This is a genomic window from Vibrio hyugaensis, from assembly GCF_002906655.1.
In the GTDB taxonomy this organism is placed as follows: domain Bacteria; phylum Pseudomonadota; class Gammaproteobacteria; order Enterobacterales; family Vibrionaceae; genus Vibrio; species Vibrio hyugaensis.
On record NZ_CP025794.1, the window covers coordinates 2,452,949 to 2,473,481 of the forward strand.

A 20,533-nucleotide genomic window follows, 5' to 3' on the forward strand; every position below is an offset into this window, starting at 1 on the left:
GTATTGATCTGCACTCGTTGAGAAAACATAAATAACAGGCAATAAAAAAGCTGGCGAGTTGCCAGCTTTTTCACTTTCGTCAGCGTCTTAAATCATGAAGATAAAGACAACGGCCAGCGCAGTGATTAAACCTGCAAACGCGTAACATGCGATTTTACCAATCAAGCCTGTGTGGAACTTAAGGTCGTGCATGCCGTGGTGTAGACGGTGCATCGCATGCCACATTGGCAATGCTAGCGTACCTATGATGAATAGCGCACCGATGATGCTGGTTGCGAATTCAGATACGCGTTCGTAACTCATTGCTTCTGCATCAATCACGCCAAGCGGTACCAAGATGCCCATAACCAGCACTGTAATCGGTGTGATCATCGCAAACCAAGTACCACCGGCACCAAATAGACCCCACCAGATTGGCTCATCAGAACGCTTCGGGGCTGTGTTAACACTATAATTCGGTTTCATTACTAAAGCTCCTTACACCACGATGAGAACGATCAGTGAGATGAACGCAACTGCGGCCCACTGAGTCAGAACGATGATTTTCTTATCCACTGGTTTGCCTTTCAAACGAATTGGCATTACTTGTGGCATCATGCTGAAGAAGGTTTGTGCATGGAACAAACTGCCTAGTAGAGCAACAATGTTGATTGCTACTACGATAGGGTTTGCCATGAACTCTAACCAACCTTGCCAAGCTTCTGGGCCTTTTACTAGTGAACCTAGACCGAAAGTCAGGAAGATAGTGAATAGGATCAGAGGAAGCACAGTTGCTTCACGTACCATGTAGAAGCGGTAGAAAGGATGGTTCTTCCACCATGTGCGTTTTATTTCACGAACGTAAGGTTTACGGTTGCTCATCCTTATGCCTCCACTTTCTTTGGTGAACCATCAGGTTTCAACATCGCAATCACGAAGTCCATAGAAGACTCCACTTTGCCTTGGTTTACTGCCGCTGCTGGATCGACGCTCTTCGGACAAACTTCAGAACAGTAACCTACAAAGGTACAACCCCAAGCGCCGTTTTCGCCGTTGATCAGCTTCATGCGCTCAGCTTTACCGTTGTCACGGCTATCTAGGTTGTAACGGTGTGCCAGTGTTAGTGCCGCCGGACCGATGAACTCAGGGTTCAAACCGAACTGAGGACATGCCGCGTAGCAAAGACCACAGTTGATACAACCAGCAAACTGTTTGTACTTCGCCATTTGCTCTGGCGTTTGCAGGTTTGTGCCGTCTTCTGGCTTGCGGTCGTTACCAATGATGTAAGGTTTGATGGCTTCTAGGCGCTCGATGAACGGCGTCATATCAACGATCAAGTCTTTCTCGATTGGGAAGTTTGCTAGTGGCTCGATAGTCACGCCATTCGGGTAATCACGTAGGAAGCTCTTACAAGCGAGCTTAGGCACGTTGTTTACCATGATGCCGCAAGAACCACAGATCGCCATACGACAAGACCAACGGTAAGACAGATCTTTATCTAGGTGATCTTTGATGTAGCCAAGTGCATCAAGTACGGACATGGTTTCATCAAATGGGACTTCGAATGTTTGCGTGTATGGTTCCGCGTCCTTCTCAGGGTCGTAACGCAGAATGTCTACTTTTTGAATGCGGTTTGCTGACATTATGCTTGCTCCTCTGCGCTCTTCGCTTCTGCTTCAGCGGCTTTTTCTGCTGCTGCTGCTTTCTCTGCTGCTTCACCGTATAGACGTGCTTTAGGCTGAGACTTAGTGATCTTCACGCCGCTGTAGTCAATACTTGGTGCTGCATCTTCTTTGAAGAAAGCAAGTGAGTGTTTCAGGAAGTTCACATCGTCACGTTCAGTACAACCATCGTCTAGACGCTGGTGCGCACCACGAGATTCTTTACGTAGGATGGCAGAGTGAACCATCGCTTCTGCGACTTCTAGGCCGTAACCAACTTCGATTGCGTATAAAAGATCAGTGTTGAACACTTTGCCTTTATCTTTGATGCTGATCTGTTTGTAACGAGCTTTAAGTTCAGTGATCTTATCAATCGTTGCTTGCATCAAATCTTCTTGGCGGTAGATACCACAACCTGCTTCCATGGTGTGACCCATTTCAGTACGGATATCTGCCCAGTTTTCTTCGCCTTCTTGGTTCATCAGAGCAGCAATGCGGTCTTCAACTGCTTTCACTTGAGTCGCGATAGACTCTTCGTTCCAGCCTTTGAATTCTGCTGCGCGTTTCACCGCTTGTTCACCCGCAACGCGACCGAATACTACGAACTCAGCCAGCGAGTTAGAACCTAGACGGTTTGCGCCGTGAAGACCAACTGATGCACATTCGCCAACCGCGAATAGACCTTTAATGCGAGTTTCACATTCGCCGTTGGTTTCAATACCACCCATGGTGTAGTGAACCGTAGGACGAATTGGAATTGGCTCTTTTGCAGGGTCTACGTTCACGTAAGCTTTCGCTAGTTCACAGATGAACGGTAAACGCTCTTGCAGGTACTCTTCACCAAGGTGGCGAAGGTCTAGATGCACCACGTCACCAAGAGGGTGTTTGATGGTGTTGCCTTTCTGCTGTTCATGCCAGAACGCTTGAGAAACTTTGTCACGAGGACCCAGTTCCATGTATTTGTTTTTCGGCTCGCCCACTGGGGTTTCTGGGCCCATGCCGTAATCTTGCAGGTAACGGTAACCATCTTTGTTTACGATGATACCGCCTTCACCACGACAACCTTCGGTCATCAGGATACCTGTGCCAGGAAGACCTGTTGGGTGGTATTGAACGAATTCCATATCACGTAGAGGAACGCCGTGACGGTAAGCCATCGCCATGCCGTCGCCCGTTACGATACCGCCGTTGGTGTTACAGTGATAAACACGACCAGCACCACCTGTTGCTAACACAACCGATTTCGCTTTAATCGTAACCAACTCACCTTCAGACATGTGGATTGCAATCAGACCTTGTACTTCACCTTCGTCAACAAGCAAATCGACAACAAAGTACTCATCAAAGCGTTTGATGTTGTCGTACTTCATCGACGTCTGGAATAGCGTGTGAAGCATGTGGAAGCCAGTTTTATCTGCAGCGAACCAAGTACGTTCAACCTTCATACCGCCAAAGCGGCGTACGTTGACTTCACCGTTCTCTTTACGACTCCATGGGCAACCCCATTGTTCCATTTGGATCATTTCGCGAGTCGCGTTCTCTACAAAGTATTCAACAACGTCCTGTTCACATAGCCAGTCACCACCGCCAACGGTATCGTTGAAGTGATTGTCTAAGCTATCTTCATCCTTGATAACTGCTGCTGAGCCACCTTCTGCAGCAACCGTGTGGGAGCGCATTGGGTAAACTTTAGAAATAAGTGCTACTTCTAAGTCCGGGTTTGCTTCAGCCGCTGCAATAGCAGTACGAAGACCAGCGCCGCCTGCGCCGATGACTGCGATATCTGTGATGATAATTTGCACAGTTATCCTCCAGTGTGTGATTGCGGAAATCCGCTTGTTATTGTGAGTGTGAGGGCGCCGTTTTAAGGCAATCCCTCAAAAGTAGTAGGGTTAGTGTAGGGGAGGCTTATGGCAGAAAAATTGATGTATTTGGGGTTTTTCTCCGGTAATGCACATGTGAGCATAGAAATTCTAGGTTATGTGACTGCTATCACGGCACGAAACGTTTGGTGCACAAACGTAATCGCTGTCAATGTTACATGACTGTTGCGCGACATTACCCTCATTGATAATAGGGTAAGTTGTGAGTGTTTTTTGTACTGTGGAACGTCAAATGCTTGCTTCAGTTTTAATCGATTTTTATTCGCGTTTGGGGGGCGAAAATTGGAGCCGATTCCCCCCTCGCTGAACTAGGCAAATCATGCCAAAATTGCTATTTTTCCTGCTCATCAACCTTTTAAGAGTTTTGTTATGCAAACGAACTGGCAACCTACCGCTTCTATGGAACAACTACGTCAACGTGCGATGTTGATTACCGCTATTCGTCAATTCTTCGCCGAGCGACAGGTGATGGAAGTCGACACGCCAGCGATGAGTCACGCTACGGTGACAGACATTCATTTGCATACCTTCCAGACTGAATTTGTAGGACCAGGCTATGCCGATGGCAGCAAACTGTTCTTTATGACCAGTCCTGAATTCCATATGAAGCGCCTACTGGCTGCGGGCAGTGGTTGTATTTACCAAATCAACAAAGCTTTTCGTAATGAAGAGAATGGTCGTCACCACAATCCTGAATTCACCATGTTGGAGTGGTACCGTATCGGTTTTGATCATCATAAGCTGATGGACGAAATGGATGACCTGCTACAACTGGTATTGAAGTGCGGCGCTGCTGAGCGAATGACTTACCAGCAAGCTTTTATTGACGTACTTGGTGCGTGCCCGTTAGAAGGCTCGATGCAAGAGCTAAAAGCAGTCGCGGCAAAGCTGGGTTTGAGTGACATTGCAGAGCCAGAAGAAGATCGTGATACCTTGCTGCAATTGCTGTTCAGCATCGGTGTGGAAGCCAAGATTGGTCAGCAAGTCCCTGCGTTTGTTTATGACTTCCCTGCTTCACAAGCAGCGCTGGCAAAGATCAACCCACAAGATACCCGTGTCGCGGATCGCTTTGAGGTGTACTTCAAAGGTATTGAGCTTGCGAACGGCTTCCATGAACTCGATAACCCGAAAGAGCAATTAGCACGTTTCGAACAAGATAACGCTAAGCGTCTAGAAATGGGCTTGAAGCCACAACCTATCGATTTCCATCTGATTGGCGCATTAGAAGCAGGCTTGCCAGATTGTGCTGGTGTGGCATTAGGCATTGATCGTTTGATTATGTTGGCATTAGGTTGCGACCACATTGATCAAGTGACCGCTTTCCCATTCCCAATTGCTTAAGGATTGATGATGAACCTAACCGCTGCCCGTTTCGTTCTACTGAGCTATGCCGCCCTCATTGCTTATCTTTCTTTGAGTTCGGGTGAGTTGCAAGATTGGGGTGGCATTGCGTACTTGGATAAGATGCAGCATGCGATGGCGTACAGTGGTTTTGGTTTCTTGGGTTGCTTTTGTGTTTCAAAGTGGCGTCAGCGTTGGACGATAGCAGTGAGTATTTTGTTATTTAGTGCTGTGATTGAAGTTCTGCAAGGGTATGTGGGTCGACAAACGTCATGGCATGATCTGATTGCGAACACCATTGGTATCGTAACTGGTCTGCTATGTTACCGTATTTGGAGCCTCTATCGACCTAGGTTGGTGAAGTCGTTATACTCAATTCGTTAATGAAGAGGGAATACGATAACCATGAAAACGCGCGACAAAATTGTCTATGCCGCACTGGAGTTGTTTAACCAACATGGTGAGCGCAATATCACAACCAATCACATTGCTGACCATATTGAAATTAGCCCAGGCAACCTTTACTACCACTTTCGTAATAAGCAAGAAATCGTGCGTGAGATCTTCGCACTTTACTCTGCGGAGTTGCTAGAAAGATTCACTCCAATTCAAGGTTCTCAAGAGAGCCTGACCATGCTGAAAAGCTACCTAGATTCCATTTTTACGCTAATGTGGAAGTACCGTTTCTTTTACGCAAACTTACCGGAAATCTTATCGCGCGATGAAAAGCTGCATGATGAGTACATTGATGTTCAGGAAAAGCTCCAAGCGAACCTGATTGCCATCATGCAAGAGTTCGTGTCGTTGAAGTTGTTGAACGTTGACCAAACACAATTGAAGCCTTTGGTTTGCACTCTGCATTTGATTGCGTGTAGCTGGCTAGCGTATCAATCAGCGATGTCTCCAAAAACAGAAATCACCGAAACAATGGTAAAACAAGGCATGCTACAAATGCTAAATGTGGTGAAGCCTGTTGCGACAGAGCAAGGCATGGAGCAGTTACTGCTACTCGAAGAGGCTTTAAGCACACTACACAGTTAGTACTATTTTCCCTCCTTATTAACATTAGAAAATGAGAGTATGGCTCAATGCTTAAGGTTTAGAGCGCAGCTCTCATTTTCAGCCCCTCCCTTGAGTTGACTTGCTGTGCTCATTTCGCACAATAGGATTCATACCCCCCCAATTATCTGTTGGGATATGACTCTCGATAAAGGAACTATCGTTCAATGAACTACGACATTTTTAATGGCGATGCCGATGGCATCATCGCATTGTTGCAATTGCGTTTGGCGGATCCCATCGAAGCTAAGTTGGTGACTGGTGTTAAACGTGATATTAAGCTGGTGGAAAAGGTCGATCTGCAAGCTGGCGATGAGCTGACGGTATTAGACATTTCAATGGAAAAGAACATGGTAGGTCTAGAGCAAGCATTGGCTCAAGGCGCACATGTGTTTTACGCTGATCACCACAAAGCGGGTGAGATTCCTCAACATGGTAACTTAGATGCGCACATCGATCTTGATGCTAATATGTGTACCGCTTTGATTGTCGATAAACTGCTTGATGGCCGTTTTCATACATGGGCGATCACCGCTGCTTATGGTGATAACTTGATTGCTAAAGCGGATGCGTTGGCGGACAAAGTCGAACTCAATGAAGAGCAAAAAGCGCAGTTAAAAGAGCTAGGTACACTGATTAACTACAATGGCTACGGCTCGAAAGTTGATGATCTTCACTTCCATCCAGCGGATTTGTATCGTGCACTTCTTCAGTACACCTCTCCATTTGATGCTATTGAAGATAAAGCGTCACCTTACTACCAATTACAATCGGCTTATCAGCAAGATATGGATGCGGCACTAGCTGTCCCTGCAACTCATGAAAGCTCAAAGCTCAAGCTGTTTGAACTGCCGAATAATGCTGCATCACGCCGAATTAGTGGTGTTTATGGCAACTGGCTTGCGAACCAAAATCCAGACTCTGCGCATGCGGTATTAACTGAAAATACAGATGGCACATACACGGTTTCTCTTCGTGCTCCGTTGAATAACAAGCAAGGTGCCGTGGCTGTGTGTGGGCAGTTCCCAACTGGTGGTGGCCGAGAAGCGGCTGCGGGTATTAATGCGTTAAGTAAAGATGATGTAAGTGCCTTTATTGATGCGGTAGAGACCTATTACGCATAGCGCTTTCCAAAATATACATACAAAAAAGGAGCCGAGTGGCTCCTTTTTTATTGCGAAACAATAAGTTGAGAGGTTAACGTTTCAGCCAAGATTTCGGGTTTTGCGCTTCACTGTTACGGCGGATCTCGAAGTAGAGCGAGGCACGGTCTTGACCACCAGTATCCCCCGCGAGTGCAATGACTTCACCTGCTGTCACCTTATCGCCTTCTTTCTTAGTTAACGCTTGGTTGTAGCCATAAAGCGTCATATCGCCCTTACCATGGTCAAGCAAAACGACTAGACCATAACCACGTAAGTACTCCGCAAATACAACGGTACCTGGGTAAACCGCCTTCACTTGCTGGCCATAATTAGCTGAGAGCACCATGCCTTTCCAGTTTACTTGGCCGGTTTGTCTTGTGCCAAAGTTATGTAGGACGCGACCTTTTAATGGCCATGGCAATTTACCGCGCTGTTTCGCAATACCATCCATCGGCACTGCGTTACGTTTCGCGGCTTTCGCGATCTCGGCTTTTAGACGGGTTTCGTTGCGTTGTAGTTCAGAAAGGTAACGCTTGTCGTCTTTGATGCTTTTTTGAATCTTGCTCAGTGTCCCTTTACGTTTCGACTGGGTATTTGCCAACGAAGAACGTTTTTCGGATTGCTGTTTGAGCAGGGTTTCAATTTGTGCTTTTTCGAGTTCGAGTTGGTTCTTATTATGTGCCAACTCCTGCGTGGTCTTGGTGATGTCATCAATCACTTTTGCCCGTGCTTTTGCCAAATGCTGGAAGTACTGACTAATGCGATCTTCTTCTACACCTTGATTCAAAAGGTGACCATTGGCTTTGGCTCTTTCTGTCACGTAGTAGGTCTGAAGCAGCTGCTTTAGCTCTTCTTCCTGCGCCTGACGCTGACCTTCTTGCAGAGCAATCTTCTCTTCTAACTTATTAATGTTTTGATCAGCCTGCGCTAAGTCTGCTTTGGTTTGCTTGATTTCTCTTTCTAATTTAGAAATACCAAGTTCTTGGTTTTTTAGCGACTTTTGTAGATCGTTCAGTTGTTTTTCTTGAGAGGTGAGTGACTTACGCTGGCGGTTAATTTCGCTGGAAACGCCTTTCAGCTCTTGCTGGCTAGCAGCGGAAGAGGTGATGGGATATGTGGCAGATAAAGCACAAGTTAATAAAATAGCCGAGCGTAGCACTGGGTGATTTTGTTTTCGCACTTGAGAGTTACCTACCACATTATTGTCAAAAGATTAAATACCATCCCCGTGGATAAAGCTTTGCGATTTGCCATTAAAGCCTTGATCCATATCGAGAGAAGGTTTGTCCGTTTTTGGACGACCAACAATTTTCGCAGGCACTCCCGCCACAGTTGTGTGCGGTGGCACTGCTTGCAATACCACAGAGCAAGAGCCGATTTTCGCGCCTTCACCCACTTCGATATTGCCAAGAATCTTTGCACCGGCGCCGATCATGACGCCTTCGCGAATTTTCGGGTGACGGTCACCGCATTCTTTGCCAGTACCACCAAGGGTGACATCCTGCAAAATAGACACATCGTTTTCTACGACAGCCGTTTCACCGATCACGATGCCTGTCGCATGGTCTAGCATGATACCACTACCGATGCGCGCTGCAGGGTGAATATCCACCTGACACGCCACAGAGATCTGGTTTTGTAGATAAGTCGCAAGTGCGTGACGCCCTTGCTTCCAGAGCCAGTTTGCTACGCGGTAGCCTTGCAGAGCATGATAGCCCTTTAGATAAAGCAGTGGCATTGAGTACATCGAAACCGCGGGGTCACGATTCACCGTTGCACAAATATCGCAGGCCGCGCCGTCCGTGATGGTTGGATCGGCCGCGAAGGCTTCTTCAACCACTTCACGTACTGCCATTGCAGGCATGGAAGCGGTGTTCAATTTGTTTGCCAGAATGTAGCTTAACGCAGCACACAAGCTTTCATGCTTGATGATAGTCGCATGGTAAAAGCTCGCCAACATGGGCTCTTGCTCTGACATCTCACGGGCTTCTGAGACAATTTTGTCCCAGACTTTTTGTTTTTCGCAGTGTTTCATTCTCAATGTCCTGAGTGGTTCTTCCGTGACCCGACAACTTCTATTCTTCTCAGATGAGGTGCAAAGGGACGTAGAGTGCTACTTTCCTTCGGCTTTTTTGTCACGAGCAAGTAAATCTTGCGCTGCCAGGCGTGCATCCTTCCCTTGATACAATACTTGATAAATTTGGTCAACAATTGGCATTTCAACGTCCATGCGTTGAGAAAGCATCCACACTTCCTTCGTGTTACGGTAGCCTTCCACCACTTGGCCGATCTCTTCTTGAGCGGTGTCGACATCTTTACCTTTACCTAGTGCCAAACCAAAACGGCGGTTACGTGATTGGTTATCGGTACAAGTCAATACAAGATCACCCAAACCAGCCATGCCCATAAAGGTCTCTGGTTGTGCGCCCAGTGCAGCGCCAAGGCGGCTCATTTCCGCAAGGCCACGTGTGATGAGTGCCGTACGTGCGTTCGCACCAAAACCAATGCCGTCAGACATACCTGCACCAATGGCGATAACGTTTTTCACGGCGCCGCCAAGTTGCATGCCGATGAAGTCGTTGTTTGCGTAAACACGGAAAGTTTTACTGCAATGGATTTTTTCTTGCAGATCAGCAACGAAATCTGAGTCTGGAGAGGCAACGGAGATGGCTGTTGGCATGCCCATCGCAAGTTCTTTTGCGAAAGTAGGACCTGAAAGTACCGCGAGAGAGTAACTCTCACCAATAATGTCGAAAGCCACTTCTTTAAGTAGACGACCTGTTTCTGGTTCTAGGCCTTTGGTTGCCCAGCAAATACGAGAATCTTCACGTAGGAAAGGCTTGCAGCTATTCAGTACGATGCCAAAGACATGGCTAGGAACGACGACTAACAAGTCACGGCTTGCTTGAACGGCTTTTTCTAAATCCGATTCAATAATCAAGCTTTCAGGGAAATCAATACCAGGTAAGAATTCATGGTTGGCACGATCTGCCTCAAGGCGAGCCATGTGTGCTGGCTCATGACCCCAAAGAATCACGTTCGCACCGTTGCGAGCAAGGGAAATCGCCAAAGAAGTGCCGTATGAACCTGCGCCAATCACCGTCATTGCGATGTCTTTACCGTAAGCATTGTTGGTATTTGCTTGTGTCATGCTACCGCCTAATTGTCTCTCTACTAATAGAATCTAGTTCATAATCGCCAGATTTTACGCTCTCTAGCGGCTAGGAACTAGGATCTTTCAGAAATAAAAAATGCACATTGCATCACTGGTTAGACGCGTTGTGCATTTTCTTAAGGTATATGCCGTGTCGAATTAGAATCTACTATGACACGTCACTTACAAAACGTGAATTACGCTTCAGCTTCGCCTTGTTGAGCTTGCTGTTGTAGGTAGTTCATGAACAGCGCGTCGAAGTTAACTGGCGCTAGGTTCAGTTGAGGGAACGTACCTTTAACCACTAGGCTTGAGATAGTTTCACGAGCGTAAGGGAATAGGATGTTCGGGCAGAATGCGCCTAGGCAATGTGCTAGTTGGCCTGCTTCCATTTGCTCAGCTGTGAAGATACCACCTTGTTGAACTTCACATAGGAACGCTGTTTCTTCTTCGTTCTTTACAGTAACTGTCAGACGTAGAACTACTTCGTAAACGCCTTCACCAAGCTCACGGCTTTGAGTGTCTAGGTCTAGTTTAACGTCTGGGTTCCACTCTTTTTGGAACATTACTGGAGAGTTAGGCGCTTCAAAAGAAACGTCTTTTAGGAAGATGCGTTGAATTGCGAAGTTTTGTTGTGCGTCTTGTGGTGCTGCTTCAGCCATTTTTAAATCCTTAATAAACATTTGTTGAGCCTAGAACGATCTAAACCCAGAAATATGGTTTGTCCTGAGACTAACTGAGCAAATCTACATTGACTAGATGAAGCGCGTATTACGTGCAAAGCGTCACAACTTAGTGCTTCAACTGCTTTCTATTTGCTCAGTTTATATAAACGAGGCTTGGCAAAATTGGATTTTTACCGCGAACCTTATTTTTTACCACGTACTAGCGGTAAGTTCGCTTCGCTCCATGCAATCAAGCCATTTTTCAGTAGGCTTACGTTTTCGAAGCCTGCTTTAGCTAGTAGGTTTGCACTTTCTTGAGCAGTTTGGCCTGTCTTGCATACCACAATGATTGGGTCTGATTTACGGTTTTCAAGGCTACCAAAGTTACCAGCTTTGATATCTGACGGTAAAATGTGAAGTGCGTCGGTGATATGGCCTTGTTTGAACTCATCTTTAGAGCGGATATCGACCACAACGCCGTTTTCACGGTTCATTAGGTGAGTCAGTTGGTTTACGTTAATCTCTTTGTATGCGGCTGTCGCTGACTTCACGATGTTCATTATGAATGCGACAAGAAGACCTACCCAAACCAAAGATAGAATCATGTTCTGTTGGAAAAAATCAATGTACTCTTGCATGTCTTGAGCTCTTGCAATGTTGGCGGAAAAATAAAGCAGGAGTATAGCGGGGTTAGTCGCCTTAGGCGAGAGGGTTAAAATTTTCTAACGAATAATTGAGATCTACGCGCTTGCCTCAAGCCTTTTCTAATGTGCTATTCGTGCAATCTTAGTATCACTTCTTCCTATCAATCTAATTGGTGTAATTGACTTCACTTCTACATTGAAAAGCGCAAAATAGTTATCAACAAAAAGTTTTTCACCAAAGTATTTCGGTGGTCGTACAAAGCATCTTGAAAGTGACTATGCTTGTGGAACACGTTTGCTGACTAGGTCGGATTGCTTGCTAACTTGTAAGATAGCAACAATAAATCGCAAACATTATTTGATCTTAACCTACAGTTTTGGTTAAAAAGTGTAGTAAAATTACGCTAGTTTTGTTTCAAGGTTAGATGGAGCAATGAAGCTCTACGCCGAAAGTTACTTAAATTTGATGAGGTCATCACTATGTCTGCTAAGAAGCCATTGGCTCTAGTTATCCTTGACGGTTACGGTTACCGTGAAGACACAGCAAGTAACGCAATTGCAAATGCTAAAACACCAGTAATGGATGCACTGATTGCGAATAACCCTAACACTCTAATCTCTGCTTCAGGTATGGACGTTGGTCTTCCTGATGGTCAAATGGGTAACTCAGAAGTTGGTCATACCAACATCGGTGCAGGTCGCGTTGTATACCAAGATCTAACTCGTATCACTAAGTCTATCGCTGACGGTGAGTTTGCTGAGACAGCAGCGCTAGTTGAAGCTATCGATTCTGCAGTTGAAGCTGGTAAAGCGGTACACCTAATGGGCCTTATGTCTCCAGGTGGTGTTCACTCTCACGAAGATCACATCTACGCAGCAGTTGAAATGGCAGCTGCTCGTGGCGCTGAGAAAATTTACCTACACTGCTTCCTAGACGGCCGTGACACGCCACCACGTAGTGCTGAAAACTCACTACAACGTTTCCAAGACCTATTTGCGAAACTAGGTAAAGGCCGTGTTGCTTCTCTAGTGGGTCGTTACTACGCAATGGACCGTGACAACAACTGGGATCGCGTTCAAGTTGCATACGATCTTCTGACTCAAGCAAAAGCTGAGTTCACAGCAGAAACAGCAGTTGCTGGTCTAGAAGCGGCTTACGCTCGTGAAGAAAACGACGAGTTTGTTAAAGCAACAGCGATCAAAGCTGAAGGCCAAGAAGATGCAATCATGCAAGATGGCGACGCTGTTATCTTCATGAACTATCGTGCTGACCGTGCACGTCAAATCACTCGTGCATTCGTTCCTGCATTTGATGGCTTCGAGCGTGCGGCGTTCCCAGCGATCAACTTCGTGATGCTGACTCAATACGCAGCTGATATCCCACTAGCTATTGCTTTCCCACCTGCGTCTCTAGAAAACACGTATGGTGAGTGGCTATCTAAGCAAGGTCAAACTCAGCTACGTATCTCTGAAACAGAGAAGTACGCACACGTTACATTCTTCTTCAACGGTGGTGTTGAGAACGAATTTGAAGGTGAAGAGCGTCAACTTGTTGCTTCTCCAAAAGTAGCAACTTACGACATGCAACCAGAGATGAGCTCTCCAGAGCTAACTGAGAAAATGGTCGCAGCGATCAAATCTGGCAAATTCGACACTATCATTTGTAACTACCCGAACGCAGATATGGTTGGTCACACTGGCGTTTACGAAGCGGCTGAGCAAGCTATCGAAGCACTAGATGAAAGCGTAGGTAAAGTGGTTGAAGCAATCAAAGAAGTTGGTGGTCAGCTACTGATCACTGCGGACCACGGTAACGCGGAAATGATGATTGACCCAACAACGGGCGGCATTCACACTGCACACACTAACCTACCAGTACCTCTAATCTACGTAGGTGACAAAGCGGTTGAGTTCAAAGAAGGCGGTAAACTGTCTGACCTTGCACCAACAATGCTTTCTCTAGCGGGTCTAGAAATTCCTGCAGAAATGTCTGGTCAAATCCTAGTTAAGTAATTAACTGCGAAGACAAAAATGATAAAAGCCCGAGTCCAGCTCGGGCTTTTTTGTGTCTTAGGGTTGGTGTTTAGATATAGATTGGCGGTCGGCGCGTTATCGCACTAAGATACCAGTACCAATTACGGCTAAGGCTGCGCCAAACCAGGCAAAGCGATTTGGACGTTTCTTGGTGTAAACCCACAACAGCGGCAGCAACATGATTGGTGTTGTTGAAGAAAGCAGAGCCACCATTCCGACATTTCCCTCACGTAGGGCATAGAGAATCAACGTCATACCCACTGCCATGGCCAAGAAACCGTTTAATGCAGTGATGCCAAAAACTTTCCAGGTGATAGTTTGACTCGCACGAGCTACCTTCGCGCCAATCAACCAAAGCGCGCAATGCGCGACGAAGGCACTGATCATACGAATCGCAGAAGCGGCGACTGGATCGACACTCGTTTGCATGACTGGTTTAGCAATGATACCACCAAGCGCCTGACACATAGCGGCAGTTAAACCTAGTCCGACACCTATCCAAACATTACCTTTGATTTCTTCTAGCGTATTACTAGCTTGTCCGCGTCGGCCGTAGAAAATCGCCATCACGACACCGCTAAAAACTAAGGCTGCACCAATCAGCTCCATTCCAGTCATGCTTTCGCTAAATAGGAAGTAACCTAAAATGGCAGAGAAGACGGCATGACAAGAAAACAGCAAGCCTGCTTGGCGTGGTCCCATGCGGTTCAAGCAAGCGAATAACGCCGTATCACCAATAAAAATACCAATCAAACCGGATGCCATCATTGGCGTAATGTGTTCTGTTGTCACACTTAACCAACCTCCGGTGGACCAAGCCATACTGGATAGGATGACGGCTGTACAACCCATACGCCATCGGCTATAGGAAAAAGCACCGAGATGTTGGGCGGGAACAACAGAAATTAAGCTAGAAATAGCCCATAGGAAAGCAGCGCACAGCGCCAACCATTCATAACCCATGATTGCGAAACATCCTTGTAGAGCAGGGGTGAGGTTTTAATATGCACGAATTTATAGCGATGTAAAAGAGCATCTTAATGCCAATAAAAAAGCAGCTCGTTGAGCTGCTTTTTATGGTGGCTTTAGACCTTAAAGCGACTGATGTTCTCACGCATTGTATTGGCGGTATCGTACATCTGACGTGCGCCGTCACTGCTCTTGAGTGATTGTTCGGCAATCATGTCCGCATCGTCTTTGATGCCTTGCGTGTTGCGACTGATGTCTTCGCTCACCGCACGTTGCTCTTCTGCTGCGCTTGCGATTTGCATTGCCATGTCGTTGATCTCAGTGATGGAGTTGGTGATGCTGGTTAGGCTATCGTGCGCCTGCTGAGCATAATCCACGCTGGTATCCGCCAAACTGGTGCTGGTTTGCATGCTATTGACTGCCAGTTTAGTGTTGTTTTGCAGTGTTTCGATCATGGTACGGATTTCTTCCGTTGACCCATGAGTGCGTTGGCTCAATACGCGTACTTCATCAGCAACCACGGCAAAGCCACGACCTTGTTCACCAGCACGTGCGGCTTCAATTGCGGCATTGAGTGCCAACAAGTTGGTTTGCTCTGCAATGCCTTGGATGGTCGATAGGATTTGGTTGATGCTTTGCGTATTCGCTTCCAACTCAGAAATCACGTTGGCGGCATCGCTCACTTGTTCTGCTAACTCGACAATCGCTTCACGGTTCTTCTGGATAACATTTTGTCCGTCCATACAAGCTGATGCAGAGTTTTGTGAAGCGCTGGCAGTCAATTCTGCATGGCTTGCGACTTCTGCTGCGGTTGCTGACATCTCATGAATCGCTGTGGCAATTTGGTTAACATCGTTCTGCTGATGCTCAACGCGACCTGCCGCCATCGCTGACAGTTCATTCGCTTGATTCGCTTGCGCCGATAGTTGCTCACTGTTTTCAACGATGCCTTTTAGCATGGTTTGCATTTGTGCGAGGAATTGGTTTACATGCGTTGCAAGTTCGCCAATCTCATCCATGCGTTCAATCTTGATGCGTTGGGTTAAGTCCCCCTCTCCTTGCGATAGCTCAGAAAGCGCATCTGAGAGCGTTTGAAGTGGTTGGAGTAAGCGCGTGATGATGTAAGTGCTGATCGCTGCAATAATCAAGTACAATACGATAGAGGCAATCGCGGTGAATGTTACCTGCTCAGAGACAGAAGCAAACGCCATTTGCTTGTCTTGCACGATTCCTAAAGACCAGTCGGTATTGGGTACGTTGGCTACGTAAATTAGCTTATCACCCTGATTTGGCCATTGAATGGTATCTAACTTTGTATCGCCTGCGAGATTCATCATCACGCTGTGCGTTAATGTAGGGTTAAGTTCAGTCAGTGGTTTTTGACTTAATTTCTCATCTTTGTAAGCCACTAAGTTGTTATTGCCATCCACCAAAAATGCAAAGCCATCATTATCTAATTGGATATTCAGTACTTCTTTGATGATATCGGTTACTGCTAAGTCTGCGGCAAGAACACCACGATTGCTTTGGTTGAATGCTTTAGCGAAGCTGACAACAATGCTGCCATCAAAGTCTTGGTATGGCTCTGTAATAATTAGGCCTGACTTACTCATCGCATCTTGATACCAAGGGCGGGTTCGAGGGTCGTAATCGGCTGGCCATGATTCACTTTTATCGCCATACGCGATAGAACCATCAGAAAATCCAGCATAAACCGATAAGAACTTACCGGCACGCTTGGTAAGTAGCATCTCTCGGTCTGCATCGTCAGAGCTTGCAATAATATCTTCGTTCGCCAGCATCATATCGCTACGAATCGAGAGCCAGTCACTAATGTAACGGTTGGTTGATTGAGAAATATTTTGAATTTCTCGGTTAAGAGTAGACGTGGTTTCTTCGCGCAATTGATTGACGGAAACCCAAGCTTGAACGCCACTAACAATGGCGATAATGACTGCAATCGCAATCTGGATTTTTAACTTAATTGTATTTCTCATTGCCTTACCTTCATAAAACAGACAAAAAGATCAACGTCACAAGTGGTGACACCAATGGGTATGAGACGATTCAAGCACGGAAAGTTACATGAAAGGCTGCAGATAATTTATCGACATATAGCCGATAAACTTAAGCTAAATAGTGTGATTTTTATTCAACATATTGTTTATAGGTATGAATTTATTGTAGTGAAATAAGAGTTAACTTGAATGTTGTGGGCCTGTGGGGAAAGAGCAGAGGACTCTGCGGCAGATTGCACTACCGCAGAGAGTGATGATCAAAAGATAATAAGTACCGCACCATAAACGATAAAGAGCCCAATCACCCCGATGATTAAACCGACTTTCGCCATGTCTTTACTCTCAATTAAACCAGTAGAGTAGGCGAGAGAGTTTGGTGGTGTAGAGACGGGCAAAATCATACCGAGTGAAGCAGAGAACGCGACCACAACTAATAGCCCTTGCAAACCACCGATAGCAACAAGACTTGGCATGGAGGCGCCAATGGCGGCTGCGATTGGCATCAATAAGTTCGCTGTCGCGGTATTGGACATAAAGTTCGCCATTAACCAACACACAATCGATAGTGCGATGACGACAGAGAATGGAGAAAGGGACTCATAGTCAATGGCGTGAGCCAGCGCTTCTGCCAAGCCAGTTTTGTCTAGGGCAATACCAATGGCGATACCACCGGCAACCAACCACAGCACATCCCAGTTTATTAGCTTAAGTTCTTCTTTGCCCATGATGCCCGTTAAAGTGAATACCGCGAGTGGAATAATGGCGACCACATACGTATTCATGCCATGCACTTTTGTCGTCATCCACAGCAGGATAGTCATGGCGAAGGTGACGTAAACCACGATCGCACGCCAACTCTTCTTGAACTTGCCATCCAGACGCAGCTTCATCTCTGGTTCACTAGAAGGGAAGAGCTTTTGTAATAAGAACCAGGCCAGCGTTAGTTGCACCAAGACGAAAGGTAATCCCATCATCATCCAAGATAGGAAGTCGATGCTGTTTTCTCCGGTTAAGTATTGCAAGGCAATCGCGTTGGGCGGTGTACCGATTGGCGTTGCAATACCACCAGTATTCGCGGCAATTGGAATGCACAATACGAGGGCTTTAATGCCTAAATCGCCTTTCGGTGCCGATGCTACAATTGGGCCTAATAATGCGAGCATCATGACAGTGGTCGCCGTATTAGACATGAACATCGAGAACACGGCGGTAATCAGCATTAAGCCCAACATGATGAACTTAGGCTGAGTGCCGAACGGCTTTAGCAGTACACGAGCAAGGTTGTTATCAAGCTCGTATTTAGAGGCAGCAATAGCGAGTGCGAAGCCCCCCATGAAAAGGATGATGATAGGAGAAGAGAAAGCGGAGAAGATGTCCGTGTAAGCGATCAATTCCCCCAAATCATGCCCCGCTGGTGGGTTACGAAATAAGTGTAAGCCTTTATCCGATATCATGATCAATTCCAGTGCGATGATAAGAATTGAAGTGGCAAAAACGGGGACAGGCTCTAAAACCCATAGCAGCGCAGCGAGAAGGAAAATCGCCAGCAGACGGTGCTGAATTAACGTGAGGTCGTCTATTGGTATAGCATCAATCGGCATCATTAAAACACCGAGCGGAATCAAAAAACACACCAGTAACTTGACCAGTGTATTCGCACTCATCTTTGGCATTGGTTGCCCCTTCAAATAATCATCCCTAACCACAGAATAATTGATTGTGCTTTTAGGGTCTTAGAGGCAAGTATGAGTTTGAAAAAGTGAGACTAAATTTCGAACAGAGTTTTGCTTTTCGTCAATAAAAAAGCCCCCGCGAGCGGAGGCCTCTAAAATCATTTTGTACGGAAGCCTTACTGCTGGTGCGCGTAAGGTGTACCCATTACTGTTGGTTTACCGTTTTCCATGCTCTCATCGAATGTGATGGCATCTTTAGCGAATAGGTTGATAACCGTTGAGCCAAGCTTGAAGCGGCCCATTTCTTCGCCTTTTTTCAAGATAACGGCTTTGTTACCTTCTGCAGGGTAATCCCATTTGTAAACAGTATTACCGCGTGGTGGCGTAACAGTGCCAGCCCATACTTGCTCAATGCTGCCTACGATGGTTGCACCAACCAGTACTTGTGCCATTGGACCAAACTCAGTATCGAAGATACACACTACGCGCTCGTTACGTGCGAATAGGTTTGGTACGTTCTCTGCCGTTAGTGGGTTTACCGAGAACAGGTCGCCAGGTACATAAATCATCTGACGCAGCGTGCCGTCACATGGCATGTGTACACGGTGGTAATCACTAGGTGAGAGGTATAGCGTTGCAAAAGTACCATCTTGGAACTCTTCCGCTAGTGTTTCATCACCGCCAAGCAGTTCTTGAGCTGAGAAGTTATGACCTTTTGCTTGAATCAGTTGGCCGTCTTCAATTGGGCCAAACTGGCTAACACAAGCATCTGCTGGGTGAGTGATCACCGCTTCACCTTCTGCGATTGGACGTGCGCCTTCTTTTAGCTCACGTACAAAGAACTCGTTGAACGTTTTGAAGTGTTTTGGATCGGAGTGTTTCGCCTCATCCATGTTCACATTGTATTGTTTGATAAACCAACGAATGATTGCTGTTGTTAGACCGCCAGCTTTAGCTGAAGCCAGTTTACCCACTAGACGCGTTAGGCCGTGTTGTGGGATCCAGTACTGCAGTCCAACTTTAATCTTGTCCATCTTTAATTCCGATACTTCTGTTAGATTCTCGCTTTAGGGCGCGTGATGTTACTGAAATTTCATCTGCTTGTCAGTATTAGGTGATGTTTTCTTACACAGTTGCAGTCTTAACTCAGTTACAGATCCGCTTTCTTGCTGCGTGAGTACTGACGGTTGGCTTTGTTTTCGCTCATGCTTTCTAGGATGCGATGGTAGTTTTCAAAGCGAACTTTGCTCACATCACCTTTCTCTACAGCTTCACGCAATATACAGCCTGGATCGTCGTTGTGCTTACAGTCACGGAACTTACAGCCACCAAGATAAGGGCGGAATTCAACAAATGCTTTGGTAACCTCTTCCGCTTCTAAGTGCCAAAGGCCAAATTCACGAACCCCAGGAGAGTCAATGAGTTCACCGCCGGTGGGAATATGGTATAGACGTGCCGCAGTCGTTGTATGTTGACCGAGCCCTGAGTTCTCAGAGACTTCGCCTTCTTCCACTTCTTGTTCAAGCTCTGGCATTAGAGCATTCACGAGGCTGGATTTACCAACACCTGATTGGCCAACGAAGATATTGATTCGGTCGCCTAGCAAGGCTTCAAGTTCATTAATGCCTTCACCCGATTTCTTGCTCACAAATAGAACTTTGTAACCAATGCGTTGGTATTCTTCCAACCAACTTTCATAAGTTGCACGCTCTTCGTCTGACAACAGGTCGATTTTGTTCAGAACCAGCAATGGCGCAATGTTAAGTGTCTCTGAAGCAACCAAGTAGCGGTCAATAATGTTCAATGACAGTTCCGGTAGAACCGAAGACACAATGATCATTTGATCAATATTTGCGGCCACAGGTTTTAAGCCATCGTAGTAATCTGGACGAGTAAGTACCGATGTACGAGGTTCTACTGCTTCTACAACACCTGAGATACCAGCCATGGATTCTAAACCTTCACGCCACAACACGCGGTCACCCGATACTAGGGATTCAATGCCGCGACGAAGGTTGCAACGTTGAACTTCACCCGTCTCAAGATCTTCGATGTCAGCATGTTGGCCGAAGCGAGTAATGACCAAGCCTTGCTTACTTGCGCCAAGCATGTGCTCATCCCATTGGATTGAGTCTTCTTGCTTTTTTAGGCGCTTTTGTTGGTTGCTGCGTACGCGTCGCACCTGACCTTTGGTTAACTTTTTCTTTTTTGCCACAATTTTGTACTTAGTGTGAGTTCGCTCAAGTGATTGAACCAACAAAGGGTTCAAGCGAGTGAGTATCGTGTTTCAAGTATTTTCAGGTATAGT

The 20,533-nt window shown here is 46.3% G+C and carries 19 protein-coding genes; 5 read left to right on the forward strand and 14 right to left on the reverse strand.

The window, feature by feature from the left end:
- Positions 1-87: 87 nt before the first annotated feature.
- From frdD to frdA, 4 genes are read right to left on the reverse strand one after another with little or no spacing between them, the layout of a single operon-like run.
- A complete protein-coding gene (gene frdD, locus C1S74_RS12100; RefSeq protein ID WP_038871005.1) occupies positions 88-465 on the reverse strand; it encodes a fumarate reductase subunit FrdD in 378 nt (125 codons plus the stop codon).
- A 12-nt stretch (positions 466-477) separates the two neighbouring features.
- Positions 478-861 carry a fumarate reductase subunit FrdC gene (gene frdC, locus C1S74_RS12105; RefSeq protein ID WP_038871007.1) on the reverse strand — a complete coding sequence of 128 codons (384 nt, stop codon included), beginning with the start codon at positions 859-861 and terminating at the stop codon, positions 478-480.
- 2 nt (positions 862-863) lie between these two features.
- Complete coding sequence (locus tag C1S74_RS12110; RefSeq protein WP_038871009.1) at positions 864-1,622, reverse strand: succinate dehydrogenase/fumarate reductase iron-sulfur subunit; 759 nt, start codon at positions 1,620-1,622, stop codon at positions 864-866.
- On the reverse strand, positions 1,622-3,442 hold the full coding sequence (frdA, locus tag C1S74_RS12115) for a fumarate reductase (quinol) flavoprotein subunit (protein WP_045399636.1): 1,821 nt from the start codon (positions 3,440-3,442) through the stop codon (positions 1,622-1,624). The genes C1S74_RS12110 and frdA overlap by 1 nt, the downstream gene beginning before the upstream one ends.
- 450 nt (positions 3,443-3,892) lie before the next feature.
- Here frdA and epmA point away from each other — a divergent pair, with 450 nt between their 5' ends.
- The 4 genes from epmA (at position 3,893) to C1S74_RS12135 (ending at position 7,047) form a co-directional block, all read left to right on the forward strand.
- Positions 3,893-4,864, forward strand: coding sequence for an elongation factor P--(R)-beta-lysine ligase (gene epmA / locus C1S74_RS12120; protein ID WP_045399638.1), 972 nt, complete (start codon positions 3,893-3,895; stop codon positions 4,862-4,864).
- 9 nt (positions 4,865-4,873) lie between these two features.
- A complete protein-coding gene (locus C1S74_RS12125; RefSeq protein WP_045399641.1) occupies positions 4,874-5,248 on the forward strand; it encodes a VanZ family protein in 375 nt (124 codons plus the stop codon).
- 21 nt (positions 5,249-5,269) lie between these two features.
- The gene (locus tag C1S74_RS12130) at positions 5,270-5,905 is read left to right on the forward strand and encodes a TetR/AcrR family transcriptional regulator (RefSeq protein ID WP_038871017.1); all 636 of its coding nucleotides are present in this window, start codon (positions 5,270-5,272) and stop codon (positions 5,903-5,905) included.
- A gap of 185 nt (positions 5,906-6,090) precedes the next feature.
- Positions 6,091-7,047, forward strand: a complete 957-nt coding sequence (locus C1S74_RS12135; protein ID WP_045399643.1) for an acetyltransferase — start codon at positions 6,091-6,093, stop codon at positions 7,045-7,047.
- Positions 7,048-7,120: 73 nt separating this feature from the next.
- Here the strand turns inward: C1S74_RS12135 and C1S74_RS12140 are convergent, their stop codons facing one another.
- From C1S74_RS12140 to C1S74_RS12160, 5 genes are all read right to left on the reverse strand, one after another.
- Complete coding sequence (locus tag C1S74_RS12140; RefSeq protein WP_042602243.1) at positions 7,121-8,266, reverse strand: murein hydrolase activator EnvC family protein; 1,146 nt, start codon at positions 8,264-8,266, stop codon at positions 7,121-7,123.
- Between the two features lie 15 nt (positions 8,267-8,281).
- Positions 8,282-9,103 carry a serine O-acetyltransferase gene (gene cysE, locus C1S74_RS12145; RefSeq protein ID WP_038881492.1) on the reverse strand — a complete coding sequence of 274 codons (822 nt, stop codon included), beginning with the start codon at positions 9,101-9,103 and terminating at the stop codon, positions 8,282-8,284.
- Between the two features lie 78 nt (positions 9,104-9,181).
- Positions 9,182-10,219, reverse strand: coding sequence for an NAD(P)H-dependent glycerol-3-phosphate dehydrogenase (gene gpsA / locus C1S74_RS12150; protein ID WP_045399647.1), 1,038 nt, complete (start codon positions 10,217-10,219; stop codon positions 9,182-9,184).
- A gap of 200 nt (positions 10,220-10,419) precedes the next feature.
- Positions 10,420-10,884 (reverse strand): protein-export chaperone SecB, encoded by a 465-nt coding sequence (secB, locus tag C1S74_RS12155; protein ID WP_005530940.1) that lies wholly within the window; start codon positions 10,882-10,884, stop codon positions 10,420-10,422.
- A gap of 206 nt (positions 10,885-11,090) precedes the next feature.
- Positions 11,091-11,525, reverse strand: coding sequence for a rhodanese-like domain-containing protein (locus C1S74_RS12160; RefSeq protein ID WP_038871024.1), 435 nt, complete (start codon positions 11,523-11,525; stop codon positions 11,091-11,093).
- A 486-nt stretch (positions 11,526-12,011) separates the two neighbouring features.
- Between C1S74_RS12160 and gpmM the strand changes: the two genes are divergently transcribed.
- Complete coding sequence (gene gpmM, locus C1S74_RS12165) at positions 12,012-13,544, forward strand: 2,3-bisphosphoglycerate-independent phosphoglycerate mutase (protein WP_038871026.1); 1,533 nt, start codon at positions 12,012-12,014, stop codon at positions 13,542-13,544.
- Between the two features lie 96 nt (positions 13,545-13,640).
- Here gpmM and C1S74_RS12170 read toward each other — a convergent pair whose 3' ends face one another.
- The 5 genes from C1S74_RS12170 to rsgA form a co-directional block, all read right to left on the reverse strand.
- The gene (locus tag C1S74_RS12170) at positions 13,641-14,528 is read right to left on the reverse strand and encodes a DMT family transporter (RefSeq protein ID WP_045399655.1); all 888 of its coding nucleotides are present in this window, start codon (positions 14,526-14,528) and stop codon (positions 13,641-13,643) included.
- Positions 14,529-14,650: 122 nt separating this feature from the next.
- Positions 14,651-16,531: a methyl-accepting chemotaxis protein gene (locus C1S74_RS12175; RefSeq protein WP_045399658.1), complete on the reverse strand. Its 1,881-nt coding sequence runs from the start codon at positions 16,529-16,531 to the stop codon at positions 14,651-14,653.
- 278 nt (positions 16,532-16,809) lie between these two features.
- Complete coding sequence (locus tag C1S74_RS12180; RefSeq protein ID WP_045399661.1) at positions 16,810-18,225, reverse strand: SLC13 family permease; 1,416 nt, start codon at positions 18,223-18,225, stop codon at positions 16,810-16,812.
- Between the two features lie 176 nt (positions 18,226-18,401).
- Complete coding sequence (asd, locus tag C1S74_RS12185) at positions 18,402-19,259, reverse strand: archaetidylserine decarboxylase (protein ID WP_045399664.1); 858 nt, start codon at positions 19,257-19,259, stop codon at positions 18,402-18,404.
- Positions 19,260-19,375: 116 nt separating this feature from the next.
- Positions 19,376-20,440, reverse strand: coding sequence for a small ribosomal subunit biogenesis GTPase RsgA (gene rsgA / locus C1S74_RS12190; protein ID WP_045399673.1), 1,065 nt, complete (start codon positions 20,438-20,440; stop codon positions 19,376-19,378).
- Positions 20,441-20,533: the final 93 nt, after the last annotated feature.